Raw genomic sequence first — 19,446 nt, forward strand, 5'->3', positions numbered from 1 at the left:
CGGCGTTCGGCGTTCGGCGTTCGGCGTTCGGCGTTCGGCGTTCGGCGTTCGGCGTTCGGCGTTCGGCGTTCGGCGTTCGGCGTTCGGCGTTCGGCGTTCGGCGGAGGATGCACGGATCGAACGTGCGCGGGCTTTTCAGGCCCGACCACGGCTTGAGTCAAGCCGGTGCCTTACCACTCGGCCAATCCTCCGGGTGGGCGGCCCACGCGACAGAGATGCGCGTGCTCGAAGCGGCCGCCCCGGGCAGTTCCCGTACGGTGCGGGCTCGACGGAGCAGTAGGGATTACTCCGGAGTCCGCCGCGGGCTGCCCTGAAGGGAGCTGGACGTACTGCCGTGCATGGGCATCGCCCCGCTCCTCTCCCAGCACATGGACGCCGGGCGTTCCCGGCGATGCGGACACCCTCACTGTGCCCGTCGGGCGGACGGGACGCCACCGAATTAACCGGCGGGCGGCGCCGCTGTCGTTGTCAGCGGCGCCGCCATCCGCGTCGGCCGGGCTTGTTGAGGAGCCGGCCCCGCGAGCCCGCGTCCCCTGTGCCCGGGGTGCCCGGACGGTTGTGCACTCCCCGTCAGGAGCGGAGGGTGCTCACTCCTCGCCGGCGAGCGTCAGCGAGCGCAGCTTCTGGCCCGCGTACCAGGTGGCCAGCACGGTGACGGCGGCGAGCAGCACGGTCGCCGTCGTCAGGCCGACGTCCGAGGTGACCAGGTCACCGCCGGAGACCTTCTGCGCCACGGCCAGCGACCACTGCTGGACGCTCAACGTGCGCGCGCCGGGCACCAGGGAGCCGAACAGCGCCTCCCAGACCAGCGCGTACACCAGCCCGAACACCACCGCGTGCCGCGAGACCGTGCCCAGCAGCAGGAAGAGCGCCGCGTACGCGATGGAGGCGACCAGCGCGGCCACCGTGTAGGCGACGGCGACCTGCTGGCCGTTGCCGTTCAGGATGAAGCCGGCAAGGAGGGTCGGGACCGCCGAGAACACCATGGTGACGGCGATGGCGACGATCAGCTTCGTGTAGATGATGGTGGGCCGCCTGATCGGCTTGGACAGCAGGTACACCACCGAGCCGTCGTCGATCTCGGGCCCGATCGCGCCGGTGCCCGCGATGACGCCGATGATCGGCACCATGGTGGCCAGCGCCAGCCCACCCAGTACGTCGGCGGCGGTCTGGTCGTCGGCCCCGGCGAGGCCGCGCACCGCCAGCGAGATCGCGATCAGCAGCAGGGGCAGCGCGCCCAGGATGAGGGCCCGGCGTCGGCCGAGCAGGGCCCGGTAGGTGAGCCGGGCGACTGTGGGGTCGTACATCAGGGGCCTCCTACGCCGCGACGAGATACGAGAAGACGGACTCGAGGGACTCGTCGGACGGCGAGACCGTGAGCAGCCGGATGCCGTGCTCTCGCGCGACCTTCGGCAGCAGGGACGTGAAGCGGCCGAAGTCGACGGCCTGAATGCGCAGGGCACCCTCCGCCACGTCCACCTCGATGCCGGACGTCGACGGGTCGGCGATCAGCGCGGCCGCGAGGGCGCGGTCGTCGCTGGAACGCACCAGATAGCGGTGCGGACGGTCGGTCATCAGGCGGCGGATCTTGCGGAAGTCACCACTGGCCGCGTGCCGGCCGGCGACGACGACCTCGATGTGCCAGGCGAGCTGCTCGACCTCTTCGAGGATGTGGGACGAGAACAGCACGGTGCGGCCCTCGTCGCCCATGCGCCGCAGCAGGTCCATCAGCTGCATGCGCTGGCGCGGGTCCATGCCGTTGAAGGGCTCGTCCAGCAGGAGCAGCGACGGCTCGTGGACCAGTGCGGAGGCCATCTTCACGCGCTGCCGCATGCCCTTGGAGTACGTGGCGATCTTCCGGTCCTGCGCGTACTCCATCTCGACCGTGGCCAGCGCCCGCTGGGCGGCCTTGTCGCCCAGGCCGTGCAGCTCCGCGTTGGCGACGACGAACTCGCGGCCGGTCAGGAAGTCGTACATCGCCTCGCGCTCGGGGACGATGCCGATGTGCTTGTAGATGGCCTCGTTGCGCCACACCCGCTGTCCGTCGAGGGTGACGGAGCCGGTGGAGGGGGCGAGGAAGCCGCCCATCATGTTGATGAGGGTGGACTTCCCGGCGCCGTTGGGGCCGAGCAGGCCGGTGACGCCGGGGCCGATGGTCATGGTGATGTCGTTGACGGCGACCACGTTGCCGAACCAGCGGGAGACGTGGTCGATACTGAGCGTGGTCACATTCCCACCTTCTTGTAGCGGCGCACCAGCAGGCCGTAGCTGGCGGCGATCAGGCCGAGGGTGAACACGACGTAGACGACGCCCTCGACGTTGCCCGGTCCCACCCCGCCGGGGAAGGCGGAGGTGGCGCCCAGGAAGGCGGACTGCACACCGTCGATGAGGGTGATGGGCGAGAACAGGCCGATCCAGGCGATGGCGTCGCCGCCGCTCTGGACCTCCGCGATCGCCTGGAGGGTGGAGACCGCGCCGTAGGAGATGGTGAGTACGGCGATCACGGCCGCGATGCCGAAGCCGCGGCGCGGGGTGACCGACGCGATGACCAGGCCGATGCCGGCGAAGAGCAGTGAGAGCAGTGCCACGGAGACGAGTCCCTGTGCGAATCCCTTGGTCTGGTCGGTGAAGTCGAGCTTGGCGAGCAGCGCGCCGACGTACAGCACCAGCAGGGGGGCGCCGGTGAGGACGAACAGGGCCGAGGCGAGCGCGGCGAACTTGGCGCGCACGTAGTCGGCGGTCTCGATGGGCCGTGAGAAGTACAGGGGTACGGTCTTGAAGCGCAGGTCGCGCGAGACGGAGTGGGGCGCCTGCGAGGCGACGTACAGGCTGATGACGGCCTGCATGACGATCGCGTAGCGCGTGTAGTCCAGGGGGAGGTCGTTGGCCTTGGTGGCGACCGCGACGGCCACCATGATGGCGGCGGGCACGCACATCACGACGAACAGCAGCATCGGCAGGACCTTGGACTTCACCGAGCGGCCGAGGCCGTAGGAGCCGCGCAGGGACTGCGAGTACAGCGACAGGCGCGCGTAGCCGCGGCCCAGTCGGGGACCGTCGTAGGAGCGGTAGCCGATGTTGTGGATACGGGTGTCACCCGGTGCAGTGGCTGGTGTCTGCATGGACTGCTCAGTTGCCATGGCCGACCGCCTCCTTCCGCTGCTCGTCGCTGTTCTCTTCGCTGTTGGTGAAGACCTCGGAGATGTGGTGCCGGCGCTGTTCCATGCGCACCAGGCCGAGACCGAGGTCCGCGATGACGTCGCGGACCAGGTCGTACGTCTCCTCACCCTGCGCGGTGAGCAGCAGGACGTGTCCGGCGCCCGGCAGTCCGCTGCCGTCCTCGACGCTCACCCCGCGCGCGTGGAGCGCGTCGCGCGCCGCGCGGGTGCCGTCCGGGTGCTCGTCGGTGTCGGTGACCTCGATGGCGAGGGTCGTGGTGTTCTGGGTGAAGTCGGTGGTGGAGCTGGAGCGCAGCAGTTTGCCGCCGTCGATGACGACGACGTGGTCGCAGGTGCGCTCGAGTTCGCCCAGCAGGTGGGAGGTGACCAGGACGGAGATGCCGAAGTCGGTGTGGATCCGGCGGATCAGGCCGAGCATCTCGTCGCGGCCCACCGGGTCGAGGCCGTTGGTCGGCTCGTCCAGGAAGACCAGCTGGGGGTCGTGCACCAGGGCCTGCGCGAGTTTCACGCGCTGTTTCATACCGGTCGAGTAGCCGCCGATGGGGCGGTAGCGCTCCTCGTACAGGCCGACATGGCGCAGGGTGTCCGCGGTGCGCTCCCGCGCGGCGGTGGGCGGCAGGCCGGACATGCGCGCCATGTGGACGACGAACTCGGTGGCCGAGACGTCCGGTGGCAGGCAGTCGTGTTCCGGCATGTAGCCGACCCGCTCACGGATGGCGGGGCCGTTGGTGACGACGTCGAGTCCGAGCACTTCGGCTCGGCCCTCGGTGGCGGGGGACAGACCCAGAAGGATCTTGATCAGTGTGGACTTGCCGGCTCCATTGGATCCGACGAGTCCGGTCACACCGGGCCCGACATCCACGGAGAGCCGGTCAAGAGCGGTCACCCTGGGGAACCGCTTGCTCAGGCTTTCGGTCGCGATCACAGTCACGTCCATGACGGTAGTGACCCGTACCACTCGGGTCGTCAGCCCGGAGAGCCGTCTTGAGGTCCCCCTGGAGTCGTACGAGCCCGTAAGGGAAGCCCTGCCTGAGGGTTATGCACAGGGGTCGGGGCGCTGTTGACGAGTACTCTCACGACTGCCACATTCGCCGGTGTGACGCGAATGAGTGGTGCGCGGGAGCGCCGGGTGCGTACGGACGGGGTAGAGCTGTGTGTGGCCGAGCTGGGGGATCCCGGGCGGCCGACGGTCGTCCTGGTGCACGGCTATCCCGACAGCAAGGAGGTGTGGGCCGAGGTCGCGACCCGGCTCGCGGAACGTTTCCACGTCGTGGCGTACGACGTCCGGGGCCATGGCCGGTCCACGGCGCCGCGTCCGCTGCGCGGCGGGTTCACCCTGGAGAAGCTGACCGACGACTTCCTGGCCGTCGTGGACGCGGTGAGCCCGGACCGGCCGGTGCATCTGGTGGGGCACGACTGGGGCTCGGTGCAGTCCTGGGAGTTCGTGACGGTGGGGCGCGCCAAGGGACGGATCGCCTCCTTCACCTCGATCTCGGGGCCCTCGCTCGACCATTTCGGGCACTGGATCGACCGCCGGGTGAAGCGACCGACCCCGCGCCGGGTCGCCCAGCTGCTGGGGCAGGGCGCCAAGTCCTGGTACATCTACCTGCTGCACACGCCCGTACTGCCGGAACTGGCCTGGCGCGGGCCGCTCGGCAGGGCCTGGCCGCGCATGCTCGAACGCCTCGAGAAGGTGCCCGGCGACGGCTACCCGACCCCGTCCCTGCCATCGGACGCGGCACACGGCGCCTGGCTCTACCGGGACAACGTGCGCCGTCGGCTGCGCAACCCACGCGCCGACGCCTACGCACACGCGCCCGTGCAGCTCATCACTCCGCTGGAGGACGCGTTCCTCTCGGAGCGGCTCTACGAGGATCTGGAGCAGTGGGTGCCGCGACTGACCCGGCGGACACTGCCGGCGAAGCACTGGGTGCCGCGCAGCCGCCCGGACCAGCTGGTGACGTGGGTCGCCGACTTCGTGACGTCCGTGGAGGCGGGCCGGGCGGGGGTGTCGGCTCCGGGCAGGTACGCCCACCGGTTCGGCGGGCAGCTGGTCCTGGTCACGGGAGCGGGCAGCGGCATCGGCCGGGCCACCGCGCTCGCCTTCGCCGCATCCGGCGCGCGCGTGCTGGCGGTCGACCGGGACGCGGACGCCGCGGCCCGCACCGCCGGGGAGGCCCTTCGTCGCGGTGCGGTGGCGGCCTGGGCGGAGACGGTGGACGTGTCCGACGAGCAGGCCATGGAGAAGCTGGCGGAACGGGTCACCACCGAGCACGGAGTGGTGGACGTCCTGGTGAACAACGCGGGCATCGGCCTGGGCGGCTCCTTCTTCGACACCACCACGCAGGACTGGAAGAAGGTTCTCGACGTCAACCTGTGGGGTGTGATCCACGGCTGCCGGCTCTTCGGGGGACGGATGACCGCCCGCGGGCAGGGCGGCCACATCGTGAACGTCGCCTCGGCTGCCGCCTTCCAGCCGTCCAGGGCACTGCCCGCCTACGGCACCTCCAAGGCGGCGGTGCTGATGCTGAGCGAGTGTCTGCGCGCGGAGCTGGCAGGGCAGGGTATCGGCGTGACGGCGGTATGCCCCGGGTTCGTCAACACCGCCATCACGTCCACCGCACACTTCGCCGGCGTGGATGCCGCGGAGGAGCAGCGCCTGCGGAAGCGGACGGCACGCCTGTACGGAATGCGCAACTACCCGCCGGAGAAGGTCGCCGCCGCGATCCTGCGGGCGGTGGTGCGCGACGAGGCGGTGGTGCCGGTCACGCCGGAGGCGCGCACAGCGTATGCGCTGTCGCGGTGGATGCCGGGCGCGCTGCGCAGGATCGCTCGGGTGAAGCCGCCGGTGTGAGCGCGCCGGTGTGCCCGTCGCCAGCCGCGGGCGGTTGTCCACAGAGAGCTCCCTTCCCCTGTGGATAAGCGCACTTGTCTGTGGATCAAACCTGCGGAGCAAAATCGATCGCGTGATACGCGTCTCGCCCGGCAGTCTGAACGGATGGACGAAAGACGCACCGTCACGGTGTCCAAGTACCTCTCCAAGCACCTGCGTCATCAGCCCGGGAGGATCGGGCTCACGCTCGACGAGGGCGGCTGGGTCGAGATCGGGGCGCTGATCGCCGCGGCGTCCGCGCACGGTTTCCGCTTCACCCGGGACGAACTGGACCACGTCGTGGCCACCAACGACAAGCGTCGGTTCGCCGTGGAGGGCACTCGGATCCGCGCCAGCCAGGGCCACAGCGTCGACGTCGACCTCGGCCTGCCGGCGGCCACTCCGCCGCCGTACCTCTACCACGGCACGGTCGCCCGGAACCTGGAAGCGATCCGCGCCGAAGGGCTGCGGCCCATGAACCGGCACGCCGTGCACCTCTCCGCCGACCGTGAGACGGCGACCCGTGTCGGCGCCCGCCGGGGATGTCCGGTCGTGCTGTCCGTGGACACGGGTGCGATGCACCGCGACGGCCATGTCTTCCACGTCAGCGCGAACGGCGTGTGGCTGACACAGGCCGTACCGAGCCGGTATCTGCGTTTCCCCGGCAGCCGCTGAGGCCGCATGATCGGCGGTGTGGACCACCTCCCCAGCACCGAGGCCGCCGTCACCGCCCTCCGAGCACTCGCTGAGACCTACGAACGCGAGATCGAGGTCACCCATGACGTCGGCGCGGACCAGACCTCGCGGCGCACCGCGGCGGGTGTCGGCGTCACCACCGACCCCGACGGCTCCCTCCCTCATGAGGCCCACGTCGAGTTCGGCGGCCGGCCCCGGGTGAGCGTGCGGATCTACCCCGAGGACGACGCACTGATCGACGTCGAGGGCGTGGAATGCCCCGACATCCTCCGCGACGACGTACCGGCCTTCCTGCGCGCCCTGTTCGACGGACTGGCCTACGTCCGGGGACGGCGTTTCCCGCCGGGCTGCTTCCTCATCGTGCCGCTGCCGGGAGGCCGGACGCACAAGGAGTTCATTCCCATGATCGTGCTCACTCCCTGGCTGCGCTCACGGGTGCGGTGACGCGCGTGGGCCGGGGTTTCACGTGAAACCTGCGGCGACACATAGGCTCGGTGACATGAGCCTGCGCCTGAGCACCGTGATCCTCCCCTATCGCCGTTGGCACGAGGGCAGCCGTTCGGCCTGGGCACGCGCCGAGGAACTCGGCTTCCACACGGGATACACGTACGACCATCTGTCCTGGCGCAGCTTCCGGGACGGCCCGTGGTTCGGCGCCGTCCCCACCCTCACCGCCGCCGCGGCGGTCACCGAGCGGATGCGGCTGGGGACCCTCGTGACCTCGCCGAACTTCCGGCATCCGGTCACCCTCGCCAAGGAACTCGTCACCCTCGACGACATCTCCGGCGGGCGTGTCACCCTGGGAATCGGCGCGGGTGGCACCGGCTTCGACGCCACCGCGCTGGGTCAGGAGCCGTGGACCCCACGTGAGCGCGCCGAGCGCTTCGCCGAGTTCGTACCGCTGCTCGACCGGCTGCTCAGTGAGGACTCGGTGTCGTACGAGGGCGACTTCTACGCGGCGCACGAGGCGCGCAATATCCCGGGCTGTGTCCAGCGGCCCCGGCTGCCGTTCGCGGTGGCGGCGACCGGGCCGCGCGGGCTCCGGCTCGCGGCCCGTCACGGACAGGCGTGGGTGACCACGGGCGACCCCAGGCTGTACGAGAACGGCACGCCCGAACAGTCGGTTCAGGCCATTCGCGGCCAGGCGGAGAAGCTGGCCGACGCCTGCGCCGAGCTCGGCCGGGACGTGACCGAACTGGACAAGATCCTGCTGACCGGCTTCACCCCGGACCGGGGCCGTCCGCTGGAGTCCCTGGACGCCTTCGTCGACTTCGCGGGCCGCCATGCCGCGCTGGGGTTCAGCGAAATCGTGGTCCACTGGCCCATCCCGGGCTCGGACTTCGCCGCGGACCAGAAGGTCTTCGAACGGATCGCCATGGATGCCCCGGCGCAGCTGCGCTGACCCCTTGTGTCGTGAGGGTGCGGGACAAGCCGCTGGTGACGGCGCTTACCACTCAGATGTGCGGAGTCCCGCACGATCGTGCGGGCATATGCGGGACAATGACCCGGTGACCTCAGCGACCCGACAGCCCGAGACCCCGGCAGCCGCCACCCCACCGCGGCTCATCGCCACCGACCTCGACGGCACCCTGCTGCGTGACGACAAGTCGGTGTCCCCGCGCACCGTCGCCGCGCTGGCCGCCGCCGAGGCGGCGGGCATCGAGGTCTTCTTCGTCACCGGCCGCCCGGCCCGCTGGATGGACGTGGTCAGCGACCACGTCCACGGCCACGGCCTCGCCATCTGCGGCAACGGCGCGGCCGTCGTCGACCTGCACGGCGGCCCCGGCGCACACCGTTTCGTCAAGGTGCGCGAACTGCCCCGCAAGAACGCGCTGGACGCGGTACAGCTGCTGCGCGATGCCGCCCCCGGCACCGTGTACGCCCTCGAGCAGACCTACGGCTTCAACCAGGAGCCCGCCTACCCCAAGTTGCACATGGAGATCCCGGACACGCTCGCTCCTGCCGAGGACCTGCTCCACCCGGACTCCCACACCGCCGGCGAACCGGTGCTCAAGATCCTCGCCTTCCACCCCGAGCTCGACCCCGACGCCTTCCTCACCCTGGCCCGGCTCGCCATCGGCGACCGCGCCAAAGTCACCCGCTCCAGCCCCAGCGCCCTGCTGGAGATCAGCGGGCCCGAGGTGTCCAAGGCCAGCACGCTCGCCCTGTGCTGTGCCGAGCGCGGGATCTCGCACGAGGAGGTCGTCGCGTTCGGTGACATGCCGAACGACGTCGAGATGCTCACCTGGGCCGGCCGCTCCTACGCCATGGGCAACGCCCACCCGGACGTGCTCGCCGCAGCCCGGGGCCGCACGGTCGCCAACAACGACGACGGGGTGGCCGTGGTGATCGAGCGACTGCTGGACGGGCGGCAGTAGCCGCTCAGAGCGTCACCCCGTGCCGGGCCAGCCATGGCACGGGGCTCACCGCCGACCCCATCTCCGGCGTGACCCGCACCTCGAAGTGCAGATGGGGCCCCGTGGAGTTGCCGCTGGTGCCGGACTGACCGATCCACTGCCCGGGCGCGACCCGCTCGCCCTGGTCCACGGCGACGGCGGCGAGATGGGCGTACTGGGTGTAGTACCCGCCCGCGTGCTGGATCACGATCTCGATGCCGAAGGCCCCACCGCAGGACACCTTCGCCACCTTGCCGGCGCCCACGGCACGTACCGGCGTGCCGATCGGCACCGCGAAGTCCTGCCCGGTGTGCCGGTTCGCCCACCGCGCGCCACCGCTGCCGTAGGACGCGGACAATTCGTATGTCTCCACCGGCGCCACCCAGCCGGTGGTGAACCGCGTCTCCGGCTGGTCCAGCCGGACCGCGCCGCGGCAGGCGCCGGCCGCGACCGAGGCGTCCGCCTGCCCCTGAAGCTTCCACCGCGCCGATTCGAGCTTCGCCCCGATGCCCTCTTTCAGGGCGGCGAGTTCCGCGTTCCGCCTCTCCAGCTTCTTCCACGCCGCCGCGGCCCTGGCCTCGTCCCGGGCGAGCCGGGCCTCGGCCCGCTCACTCTTGTCGATCGCCTTGTCCAGCGACACCTCCGCCTGCCACACCGCCCGCCGGCCGCGCATCATCTCCTCGGGGTCGTCCGCGAGCAGCATGTGCGCGGTGAGCGGCAGCCCGCCGCCGTCCCGGTACTGGGAGCTGGCGATCCGACCCAGGTCCTCGTGCAGACCGGCCATCTGCCGCCGCTCCCGGTCGAGCCGCTTCTCCAGCCGGTGTGCCCTGGCCCGCTGCTTGTCCGCCTCACGGCGGCCGGCCTCGTACCGCTCGGTCGCGGTGGCCGCTTCTTCGTACAGTCGCGCCACCTCCGCACTGACCCCGGAGGCGGAGCCGTGGCCGGGGGCATGGGAACCGTCGCCGTCGGCGGGCCGGGCGGCAAGCACGGCGAGCGCGCACAGCGGCACGGCGACGAGCAGCGGATGGCGGCGGGTGAAGCGCATGACTGCGATCCTGGCCCCCACCCCGGCGCCCGGTCCTGTTCATGTCGTACACACGGGGGAGCACTCCCCCCGGACGGCCCATTGATACGGCTGAACAGAGGTCGCCGCGGTCAGGCTTGACGCCCTGTCACGCGCGGTGGGCCCCGCCGCCGTGGAACTAACGGGCCGCCACCAAGAGCTCCGTCTCCTCCTCCCGCCGGGCCATCGCGCGCAACGGACCGTTCACAGCGGTGAGTTCCGCGTACCGCCCACGCTGCACCACCCGTCCCGCGTCCAGCACGACGACCTCGTCCACCGCGTCCAGACCGGCCAGCCGATGGGTGATGAGCAGCGTCGTACGGCCTTCGGTGGCGGCCAGCAGATCGGCGGTGAGCGCGTCCGCGGTCGCCAGGTCGAGGTGTTCCGCCGGTTCGTCCAGCACCAGTACGGGGAAGTCCGCGAGCAGCGCCCGGGCGAGCGCCAGTCGCTGCCGCTGCCCGCCGGACAGCCGCGCACCGTGCTCACCGACGAGCGTGTCGAGCCCGTCGGGCAGGCTGTCGGCCCAGTCCAGCAACCGGGCCCGGCCGAGCGCGTCGTGCAGGTCGTCCTCGGTCGCGTCCTTCCTGGCGAGCAGCAGGTTCTCCCGTATCGAGCTGTTGAAGAGGTGCGCGTCCTGCGCGCACAGTCCGACCAGCCGCCGTACGTCGTCGCCGTCCAGGGCGCAGGCGTCCACACCGGCCAGCGTGTACGAGCCCGCGCCGGGGTCCAGGAACCGCAGCAGCACCTGGGCGAGGGTCGTCTTGCCCGATCCGGAGGGACCGATCACCGCGATGCGGCGGCCCCGTTCCAGGGTGAGGTCCAGCCCGGTGAGCGCGTCGCGGTCCTGTCCGGCGTGCCGGGCGGTCAGTCCCCTGGCCACGAGCGGGAACGGCGAGACGGGCGCCTGCCGGGGCGACTGCGGCTCCCGTACGGGCGCCGGGGCGTCCAGCACCTCGTACACGCGCTCGGCGCTGCGGCGCACCCTCTGCCGGTACTGCGCGGCGAGCGGCATCCCGAGGACGGCCTCGAACGCCGCCAGCGGGGTGAGGATCACAACGGCCAGCGCCACTCCGTCGAGCCGGCCGGTGGCCACGGCCTCGGCGCCGACCAGCGCGGCGGCCGCGACGGTCAGACCCGAGATCAGCGCGGTGAGCCCGTCGCCGAGTGCGGTGGCGGTTGCGGTACGCGAGGCGATCCGGGTGAGTGCGCCGTCGGCCCGGCGCGCCTCGGCGGTCCGTGCGGGCAGGGCACCGGCGACGGTGAGCTCGGCGGTGCCGGTGAGCAGATCGGCTACCCGGGTCGCGAGGACGCCCCGGGCCGGTGCCAGCCTGCGTTCCGCGCGGCGGCCCACGGCACCGGTCAGCAGGGGTACACCGGCGCCCGCCGCCAGCAGCCCGGCCACGAGCACGGCCCCGGCCTCGGGCAGCAGCCAGGCCGTGAAGCCGACGGACAGGGCGGAGACGGCGACCGCCGCGCCGGCCGGCAGCAGCCAGCGCAGCCAGTAGTCCTGAAGCGCGTCCACGTCCGAGACCAGCCGGGAGAGGAGGTCGCCCCGGCGGGCGCCGCGCAGTCCGGCGGGAGCCAGCCGTTCCAGCCGCCGGTACACCGCGACCCGGGTGTCGGCCAGCATGCGCAGCACGGCGTCGTGCGACACGAGCCGCTCGGCGTAGCGGAACACGGCCCGTCCGATACCGAAGGCCCGGGTCGCCGTCACGGCCACCATCAGGTACAGCACGGGAGGCTGCTGGGAGGCCCGGGAGATGAGCCACCCGGAGGTCGCCATGAGTCCGACGGCACTGCCCAGGGCGAGGGTGCCGAGCAGCAGTGCGAGGGTCATCCTTCCCCGCCGGGCGCCGGACAGGGCACGGACGCGGGCGAGTACCCCGCCCGGGAGAGGTCCCGTGTCGGCGGGCCCGTCGGGCCCGCTGTCCGGTACGGGGCGGGCGTCGACGGCCGACGCGGGACCTGCCGCCCGGGCCACGGAGTCCCGGTGGCCGTCGGCCGAGGCCGGTTCCGCGAGCCGTACCACCCGGTCCGCGACAGCCAGCAGCGCCGGCCGATGCACCACGAGCAGCACCGTGCGGCCGGCTGTCAGCCGCCGTACCGCCGCCACGATCCCGGCCTCGGTGGCACCGTCCAGCGCGGCCGTCGGCTCGTCGAGCAGGAGGACGGGCCGGTCCGCGAGGAACGCCCGGGCCAGGGCGAGCCGCTGCCGCTGCCCGGCCGACAGTCCCGCCCCGTCCTCGCCCAGCACGGTGCCGATGCCCGCCGGCAGCCCGTCCACGAACTCCAGCGCCCCGGCGTCCCGCAGGGCGCGCCGCACGGCCTCGTCGTCCGCGTCGGGGCGGGCCAGCCGTATGTTCTCCGCGATCGTCCCGGCGTACAGATGCGGCCGCTGGGGCACCCACGCGACGCGGCTGTGCCACTCGGTGAGGTCGAGTCCGGCGAGATCGGCTCCCCCGATCCGCACCCGCCCCCCGGTGGGCCGGACGAAGCCCAACAGCACGTTCAACAGGGTGGACTTGCCCGCCCCGCTCGGTCCGACGAGCGCGATCGTTTCGCCGGGTGCGACGGTGAAGGACACCTCCGTCACGGCGTCCGTGGACCGGCCGTCGAAGCGGACCGTCACGTCCTCGAAGGAGAGGGGGCCCGTCGGCACCGCGCCCGTTCCGCGGGCGGGCACGGGCGTCTCCAGCACGGAGAAGATCTCCTCGGCCGCCCCGAGGCCCTCCGCGGCCGCATGGTACTGGGCACCGGCCTGGCGCAGCGGCAGATAGGCCTCCGGCGCCAGGATCAGGATGAGCAGGCCGGTGTAGAGGTCCATCTCGCCGTACACGAGTCGCATACCGATCGTCACGGCGACCAGCGCCACCGAGAGCGTGGCGAGCAGTTCCAGCGCGAAGGAGGAAATGAAGGCGATCCGCAGTGTCCGCATGGTCGCCCGCCGGTACTCGGCGGTGATCTGCCGGATCGACTCCGCCTGGGCCTTGGCCCGTCCGAACACCTTCAGCGTCGGCAGCCCGGCGACGACATCCAGGAAGTGACCGGACAGCCGGGACAGCACGAGCCACTGACGGTCCATCCGGGACTGGGTGGCCCAGCCGATCAGCACCATGAAGACCGGGATGAGCGGCAGGGTGCCGACGATGATCGCCGCCGAGACCCACTCCTCGGTGACGATCCGCGCCAGCACCGCCACCGGTACGACCACCGCGAGCCCCAGCTGGGGGAGGTAGCGGGAGAAGTAGCCGTCGAGGGCGTCGACACCCCGGGTCGCCAGGGCGACCAGCGACCCGGTGCGCTGTCCGCCCAGCCATCCGGGGCCGAGTGCCGCCGCCCGTTCCAGCAGCCGGACCCGCAGTTCCGACTTCACCGCGGCACTCGCCCGGTGCGCGGCCAGTTCGGTGAGCCAGCCGACCAGCCCGCGGCCGGCCGCCACTACGGCGAGCAGCAGCAGGGGAGTGCCGAGGTCACCGGCGGACAGACCGTCCTCGAAAGCACCCACCACGATCTCCGCGATGAGCATGGCCTGGGCGATGACCAGCACCGCGCCGACGGCACCCAGGCCGACGACCGCCGCCAGGAAGCCGCGGGTGGCACGGGCGTACCGGAGTAGTCGCGGGTCGATCGGTTTCACGTGAAACACACCTCAGTGCACGGGATCGGCGATGTGCTGGGTACCGATCCGCTTGCGGAACACCCAGTACGTCCAGCCCTGGTAGAGCAGCACCACCGGCGTGGCGATGACCGCGAGCCAGGTCATGATCTTCAGGGTGTAAGGGCTGGAGGAGGCGTTGATGACGGTGAGGCTCCAGTCCGCGTCGAGCGTGGACGGCATGACGTTGGGGAACAGCGTCAGGAAGAGCATCGCCACGGCGGCCACGATGGTGACACCGGACAGGGCGAACGACCATCCTTCACGTCCCGCCTGGTTCGCCAGCAGGGCGGCGACCAGCGCGGCGACTGCCACGGCCATGGCGGCCAGGCTGGTGCCGTCACCGTTGTCGGCCTGCGTCCAGAGCAGGAAGGCCAGCGCCAGTACGGCGGTGACGAGACCCACGCGCAGGGCGAGCTTCCGCGCCCGCTCCCGGATCCCACCGACCGTTTTGAGGGCCGTGAACACCGCTCCGTGGAAGGTGAACAGCGTCAGAGTGACCAGACCGCCCAGCAGCGCGTACGGGTTCAGCAGGTCCCAGAAGTCACCCACGTACTCGAACTCGGCGTCGATCTTCACGCCGCGCACGATGTTGCCGAAGGCCACGCCCCACAGGAACGCCGGGATCAGCGAGGTCCAGAAGATCGCTGCCTCCCAGTTGCGCTGCCAGTTCTCCTCCGGTCGCTTGGCCCGGTACTCGAAGGCGACACCGCGGATGATCAGGCAGACCAGGATGAGCAACAGGGGCAGGTAGAAGCCGGAGAAGAGGGTGGCGTACCACTCGGGGAAGGCGGCGAAGGTCGCGCCGCCGGCCGTGAGCAGCCACACCTCGTTGCCGTCCCAGACGGGGCCGACGGTGTTGATCAGCACCCGCTTCTCGGCGCGGTCCCGGGCGAGCAGCCGGGTGAGGATGCCCACTCCGAAGTCGAAACCCTCCAGGAAGAAGTAGCCGATCCACAGGACGGCGATGAGGACGAACCAGACGTTGTGCAGTTCCATGACGATGCGGCTCCCTCGGCCTAGTACGAGAAGGCCATCGGCTTGTCGGCGTCACGGAGGTCGCCGCCGAGCTTCGTGGGCGGGTTGACGTCGGCCTCGCTGAGCTCGGGCGGGCCGGCCTTGACGTACTTGACGAGCAGCCTGACCTCGATGACGGCCAGGACGGCGTAGAGCAGGGTGAAGACGGACATCGAGGCGATGACCTCGGCCTGGGTCACGCCGGGGGAGACGGCATCCTCGGTGCGCATCACGCCGTAGACCACCCAGGGCTGCCGGCCCATCTCGGTGAAGATCCAGCCCCAGGCGTTGGCGATCAGCGGGAACGCCATGGTCCACACCGCCAGGAGCCAGTACAGCCGGGTGAGCCGGGAGCCGAGCGGCTTCTTCAGCAGGACCAGGTGCGGTACCTCGTCCTCCCCGGTGCGGTGGGCGGCCGGGAGCAGGAACTTGTTCCGGGTGAGCCAGAGCCCGAGGACACCGAGCGCGAAGGACACCATGCCGAAGCCGATCATCCAGCGGAAACCCCAGTAGGCGACCGGCACGATGGGCTTGTAGTCACCGGGACCGAACTTCTCCTGCAGGGCCGCGTTGGTGTCGTTGATGCCGGGCACGTACGACTCGAAGTCGCTGTGGGCGAGGAAGGACAGCAGACCGGGGATCTCCAGGGCGACCTTGTTGTGCCCCTCGTCGACGTCCCCGTAGGCGAACACCGAGAAGGGCGCTGGTTCCTCGCCGTCCCAGAGGGCCTCGGCGGCGGCCATCTTCATCGGCTGCTGCTCGTACATGACCTTGCCGAGAGTGTCGCCGCTGACCGCGGTGAACAGGCCGCCGACCGCCAGGGTGACCAGGCCGAGGCGGAGAGAGGTCCGCATCACCGGTAGGTGCTTCTTGCGCATCAGATGGAAGGCGGCGATGCCCACCATGAAGGCGCCACCGGTCAGGAAGGCCGCCGAGAAGCTGTGGAAGACCTGGTTGAGCGTGGTGTTCTGGGTGAGCACCAGCCAGAAGTCGGTGAGCTCGGCGCGCCCCTTCTCCTCATTGATCCGGTAGCCGACCGGGTGCTGCATCCAGGAGTTGGCGGCGAGGATGAAGTACGCCGACAGCAGGGTGCCGATCGAGACCATCCAGATGCAGGCCAGGTGGATCTTCTTGGGCAGCTTGTCCCAGCCGAAGATCCACAGACCGATGAAGGTGGACTCGAAGAAGAAGGCGATCAGGGCCTCGAACGCGAGCGGCGCCCCGAACACGTCACCGACGAACCGCGAGTAGTCGGACCAGTTCATGCCGAACTGGAACTCCTGCACGATGCCGGTGACCACGCCCATGGCGATATTGATCAGGAAGAGCTTGCCCCAGAACTTCGTCGCTTTGAGGTACTTCTCCTTGTCCGTCCGGACCCAGGCGGTCTGCAGCCCGGCAACGAGGGCGGCCAGCGAGATCGTCAGGGGAACGAAGAGGAAGTGGTAGACGGTGGTGATACCGAACTGCCATCGCGCCAGGGTCTCCGGCGCCAAAGCCAGATCCACGTCGTCGCTCCTTACTCAGCGGTGGTCACAGCGACCGCTTGATCCCGTTCGTCCCGTCACATCTCGGGGAAAACGGGAGCGCTTGTGAACGCGTTCACATTCACAAGCAATTATGACCTACCGCTTTTCGGACCAGGAAGGGGGGTCCTCTGTGACGTCGGCCCCACCGGTGGGCCCCCGGCACACACGGCGGCGGCCGGCGGATGACCGCCGGCCGCCTGGACGCGTGCACGGGCCGGAGCCCTCCTGTGCCGGTCAGAGCTCCCTGCTGAAGTCCTCCGTCACCTTCAGGAAGATGTCGTTCGCCTCGGTCTCCCCGATCGTGACCCGCACGCCCTCCCCGGCGAACGGCCGGACGACCACACCCGCCTGCTCGCACGCCTGAGCGAACGGCACCGTGCGCTCCCCCAGCCGCAGCCACACGAAGTTGGCCTGCGTCTCGGGCACCGTCCAGCCCTGGGCCCGCAACGCCTCCATCACCCGGTTGCGCTCACAGACCAGCGAGCCGACTCGCCCTATCAGCTCGTCCTCGGCCCGCAGCGAGGCGATCGCCGCGTCCTGCGCGATCTGGCTCACCCCGAACGGCAGCGCCGTCTTGCGCAGCGCCGCGGCCACCGGCTCGTGGGCGATGGCGAAACCCACCCGCAGCCCCGCCAGGCCGTACGCCTTGGAGAAGGTGCGCAGGACGCAGACGTTGGGCCGCTCCCGGTAGATCTCGACGCCGTCCGGCACCTCGGGGTCCCGGATGAACTCGCGGTAGGCCTCGTCGAGCACCACCAGGACATCGCCGGGCACCCGGTCGAGGAAACGCTCCAGCTCGGCCCGTCGCACCACCGTGCCGGTGGGGTTGTTCGGGTTGCAGACGAAGATGAGCCGGGTCCGGTCGGTGATCGCGTCGGCCATCGCGTCCAGATCGTGCACCTCACCCGGGGTCAGCGGCACCTGGACCGACGTGGCACCGCTGATCTGCGTGATGATCGGGTACGCCTCGAAGGACCGCCAGGCGTACATCACCTCGTCGCCGGGGCCGGAGGTGGCCTGCAGCAGCTGCTGGGCGACGCCGACCGAACCGGTGCCGGTGGTCAGATGGGACTTCGGGACGCCGAAGCGCTCGGACAGCTCGGCCATCAGGGCCGTACAGGCCATGTCCGGGTAGCGGTTGAAGGAGGCGGCCGATGCCGCCACGGCCTCCATCACACCCGGCAGCGGCGGATAGGGGTTCTCGTTGGAGGACAGCTTGTACGCCACAGGGCCGCCGACCGTCGCCGGTTTGCCCGGTTTGTACGCAGGGATCCCCTCCAGCTCGGCGCGCAGCTTGGGGCTCGTCTCGCTCACCGCAGTCCTCCTCGTGAAGACCGGCGGTGCATGACCGCCGCCGACATCCAATACTGCTCACCTTATGAGGAGGCGGGGCCGCTGCGTACAGGGGTGGCGCAGGCACCGGCGACCGGGATACGCGTCCACCTCATTGGTCACGGCAGCAACAGGGGCAACATCGCTCGAAGGGGTACGAAGGGCGCGCGGGCCGGGGCGCGCCGCACATATATCTACGCGCCGGTGGTTCGCGCCGTGGCGCGCATCCCCCGTGCAGGTGAGTTGAGACCTCTTCGCAACATCGCACCCTCGGCAGGCCGACATGCGCCGACACGTCAGTTCCTGCCATTGGAACGTTCAACACCCTTCATTTCCCAGTGACTTACGCATAAACGATCATGCAGAAACGTGCCTGTCAATGCGTGCATATGCGTCCGCCCTACCCCACCGCATGAGCCCTACTATCGGCTCGCCATGACAGCAGCAGGGAAGCACCAGGTGAGCCGCGCGGAAACCTCACGCCGAGGCAGCCGGCCGGGTCGAGCGGGCATCAGAGACGTGGCCGCCGCCGCCGGAGTCTCCATCACGACCGTCTCCGACGCCCTCAACGGCAAGGGCCGGCTCCCGGACGCCACCCGGCGCCACGTCCGCGAGGTGGCCGACAGACTGGGGTACCGCCCCTCGGCCGCCGCCCGTACGCTCCGCACCGGGAAGTCCGGACTCATCGGCCTGACCGTGACGACGTACGGGGATGAACCTTTCACCTTCACCGAGTTCGCGTACTTCGCCGAAATGGCGCGCGCCGCCACCTCCGCCGCGCTCGACCGCGGCTACGCCCTCGTCATCCTGCCCGCGACCTCCCGCCACGACGTGTGGTCCAACGTCGCCCTGGACGGCACGGTCGTCATCGACCCCTCCGACCAGGACCCGGTGGTCAGCGAGCTGGTCCGGCAGGGCTTACCGGTCGTCTCCGACGGCCGCCCGGCCGGCTCACTGCCGGTCACGGCCTGGGTCGACAACGACCACGAGGCCGCAGTCCTCGGCATCCTCGACCATCTCGCCGACGCGGGCGCCCGCCGGATCGGCCTGCTCACCGGCACGACCACCGACACCTACACCCATCTGTCGACCTCCGCCTATCTGCACTGGTGCGAGCGCGTGGGCCAGGACCCGGTGTACGAGGCCTACCCGGCGCACGATCCGTGCGCGGGCGCCGTCGCCGCCGACCGGCTGCTCGCCCGCCCCGACCGGCCCGACGCCGTGTACGGCCTGTTCGACCCGAACGGCACCGACCTGCTCGCCGCCGCCCGCCGCTACGGCCTGCGCGTACCGGACGACCTGTTGCTCGTCTGCTGCAGCGAGTCCACCGTCTACGCCAGCACCGAACCGCCCGTCACCACACTCTCCCTGAAACCGCGTCGCATCGGCACGGCGGTGGTCCAGTTGCTCATCGACGCCATCGAAGGGGCCGGCACGGACCGCCCGGTGGAACAGGTCATACCGACCGAGCTGATCGTGCGCACCTCCTCGCAGCGCCGGCCGCCCCGTACGACGGTCAGCCCGCCGCGGTCGCCGAAGGGGACGTGAGACCGGGTCGCCGGGCAGAGGTACGGCGAGCCCGGGTGTGGAGCCCCCGCTTCCGGAGGTGGAGCGAGGGCGGCTCACAGCGCCGGGGAAACGGGCCGGTCCCCGGAAGAAGGCGTGCGGGCCACGCCCGGCGAGCAGGGCCCGCACGTGCGGGGCACA

15 protein-coding genes and 1 tRNA gene are annotated in these 19,446 nt (G+C 70.7%); 6 read left to right on the top strand and 10 right to left on the bottom strand.

Annotated features, from left to right (window positions below):
- Positions 1 to 101: 101 nt before the first annotated feature.
- The 5 genes from ACZ5C2_RS08750 to ACZ5C2_RS08770 form a co-directional block, all read right to left on the bottom strand.
- Positions 102 to 191 (bottom strand) — tRNA-OTHER (locus ACZ5C2_RS08750).
- 396 nt (positions 192 to 587) lie between these two features.
- Entirely contained in the window at positions 588 to 1,307 is a 720-nt protein-coding gene (locus ACZ5C2_RS08755; RefSeq protein WP_468788035.1) for an ABC transporter permease subunit, read from the bottom strand.
- Positions 1,308 to 1,317: 10 nt separating this feature from the next.
- Complete coding sequence (locus ACZ5C2_RS08760; RefSeq protein ID WP_468788037.1) at positions 1,318 to 2,229, bottom strand: ABC transporter ATP-binding protein; 912 nt, start codon at positions 2,227 to 2,229, stop codon at positions 1,318 to 1,320.
- Entirely contained in the window at positions 2,226 to 3,140 is a 915-nt protein-coding gene (locus ACZ5C2_RS08765; RefSeq protein WP_468788039.1) for an ABC transporter permease, read from the bottom strand. The genes ACZ5C2_RS08760 and ACZ5C2_RS08765 overlap by 4 nt, the downstream gene beginning before the upstream one ends.
- Positions 3,130 to 4,116, bottom strand: a complete 987-nt coding sequence (locus ACZ5C2_RS08770) for an ABC transporter ATP-binding protein (RefSeq protein ID WP_468788041.1) — start codon at positions 4,114 to 4,116, stop codon at positions 3,130 to 3,132. Before ACZ5C2_RS08770 ends, ACZ5C2_RS08765 begins: the two co-directional genes overlap by 11 nt.
- A 168-nt stretch (positions 4,117 to 4,284) precedes the next feature.
- Here ACZ5C2_RS08770 and ACZ5C2_RS08775 point away from each other — a divergent pair, with 168 nt between their 5' ends.
- From ACZ5C2_RS08775 to ACZ5C2_RS08795, 5 genes are all read left to right on the top strand, one after another.
- A complete protein-coding gene (locus ACZ5C2_RS08775; RefSeq protein WP_468788544.1) occupies positions 4,285 to 6,033 on the top strand; it encodes an SDR family oxidoreductase in 1,749 nt (582 codons plus the stop codon).
- 144 nt (positions 6,034 to 6,177) lie between these two features.
- Positions 6,178 to 6,726, top strand: a complete 549-nt coding sequence (locus ACZ5C2_RS08780; protein ID WP_468788043.1) for an RNA 2'-phosphotransferase — start codon at positions 6,178 to 6,180, stop codon at positions 6,724 to 6,726.
- A 6-nt stretch (positions 6,727 to 6,732) separates the two neighbouring features.
- A complete protein-coding gene (locus ACZ5C2_RS08785; RefSeq protein ID WP_468788045.1) occupies positions 6,733 to 7,191 on the top strand; it encodes a hypothetical protein in 459 nt (152 codons plus the stop codon).
- A gap of 55 nt (positions 7,192 to 7,246) precedes the next feature.
- Positions 7,247 to 8,149 (top strand): LLM class flavin-dependent oxidoreductase, encoded by a 903-nt coding sequence (locus ACZ5C2_RS08790; protein WP_468788047.1) that lies wholly within the window; start codon positions 7,247 to 7,249, stop codon positions 8,147 to 8,149.
- An 88-nt stretch (positions 8,150 to 8,237) separates the two neighbouring features.
- Complete coding sequence (locus ACZ5C2_RS08795; protein WP_468788049.1) at positions 8,238 to 9,125, top strand: HAD family hydrolase; 888 nt, start codon at positions 8,238 to 8,240, stop codon at positions 9,123 to 9,125.
- Between the two features lie 4 nt (positions 9,126 to 9,129).
- Here ACZ5C2_RS08795 and ACZ5C2_RS08800 read toward each other — a convergent pair whose 3' ends face one another.
- The 5 genes from ACZ5C2_RS08800 to hisC form a co-directional block, all read right to left on the bottom strand.
- Complete coding sequence (locus tag ACZ5C2_RS08800) at positions 9,130 to 10,188, bottom strand: M23 family metallopeptidase (protein ID WP_468788051.1); 1,059 nt, start codon at positions 10,186 to 10,188, stop codon at positions 9,130 to 9,132.
- A 157-nt stretch (positions 10,189 to 10,345) separates the two neighbouring features.
- Complete coding sequence (gene cydD / locus ACZ5C2_RS08805; protein ID WP_468788102.1) at positions 10,346 to 13,843, bottom strand: thiol reductant ABC exporter subunit CydD; 3,498 nt, start codon at positions 13,841 to 13,843, stop codon at positions 10,346 to 10,348.
- Positions 13,844 to 13,855: 12 nt separating this feature from the next.
- Complete coding sequence (gene cydB / locus ACZ5C2_RS08810; protein ID WP_468788104.1) at positions 13,856 to 14,860, bottom strand: cytochrome d ubiquinol oxidase subunit II; 1,005 nt, start codon at positions 14,858 to 14,860, stop codon at positions 13,856 to 13,858.
- A 20-nt stretch (positions 14,861 to 14,880) separates the two neighbouring features.
- Positions 14,881 to 16,386, bottom strand: a complete 1,506-nt coding sequence (locus tag ACZ5C2_RS08815) for a cytochrome ubiquinol oxidase subunit I (RefSeq protein ID WP_468788106.1) — start codon at positions 16,384 to 16,386, stop codon at positions 14,881 to 14,883.
- Positions 16,387 to 16,641: 255 nt separating this feature from the next.
- Positions 16,642 to 17,721, bottom strand: a complete 1,080-nt coding sequence (gene hisC, locus ACZ5C2_RS08820) for a histidinol-phosphate transaminase (RefSeq protein WP_468788108.1) — start codon at positions 17,719 to 17,721, stop codon at positions 16,642 to 16,644.
- A 453-nt stretch (positions 17,722 to 18,174) separates the two neighbouring features.
- Here hisC and ACZ5C2_RS08825 point away from each other — a divergent pair, with 453 nt between their 5' ends.
- Positions 18,175 to 19,287, top strand: coding sequence for a LacI family DNA-binding transcriptional regulator (locus tag ACZ5C2_RS08825; RefSeq protein ID WP_468788110.1), 1,113 nt, complete (start codon positions 18,175 to 18,177; stop codon positions 19,285 to 19,287).
- Positions 19,288 to 19,446 lie beyond the last annotated feature (159 nt).

This window comes from Streptomyces sp. NPDC031365, assembly GCF_055569765.1.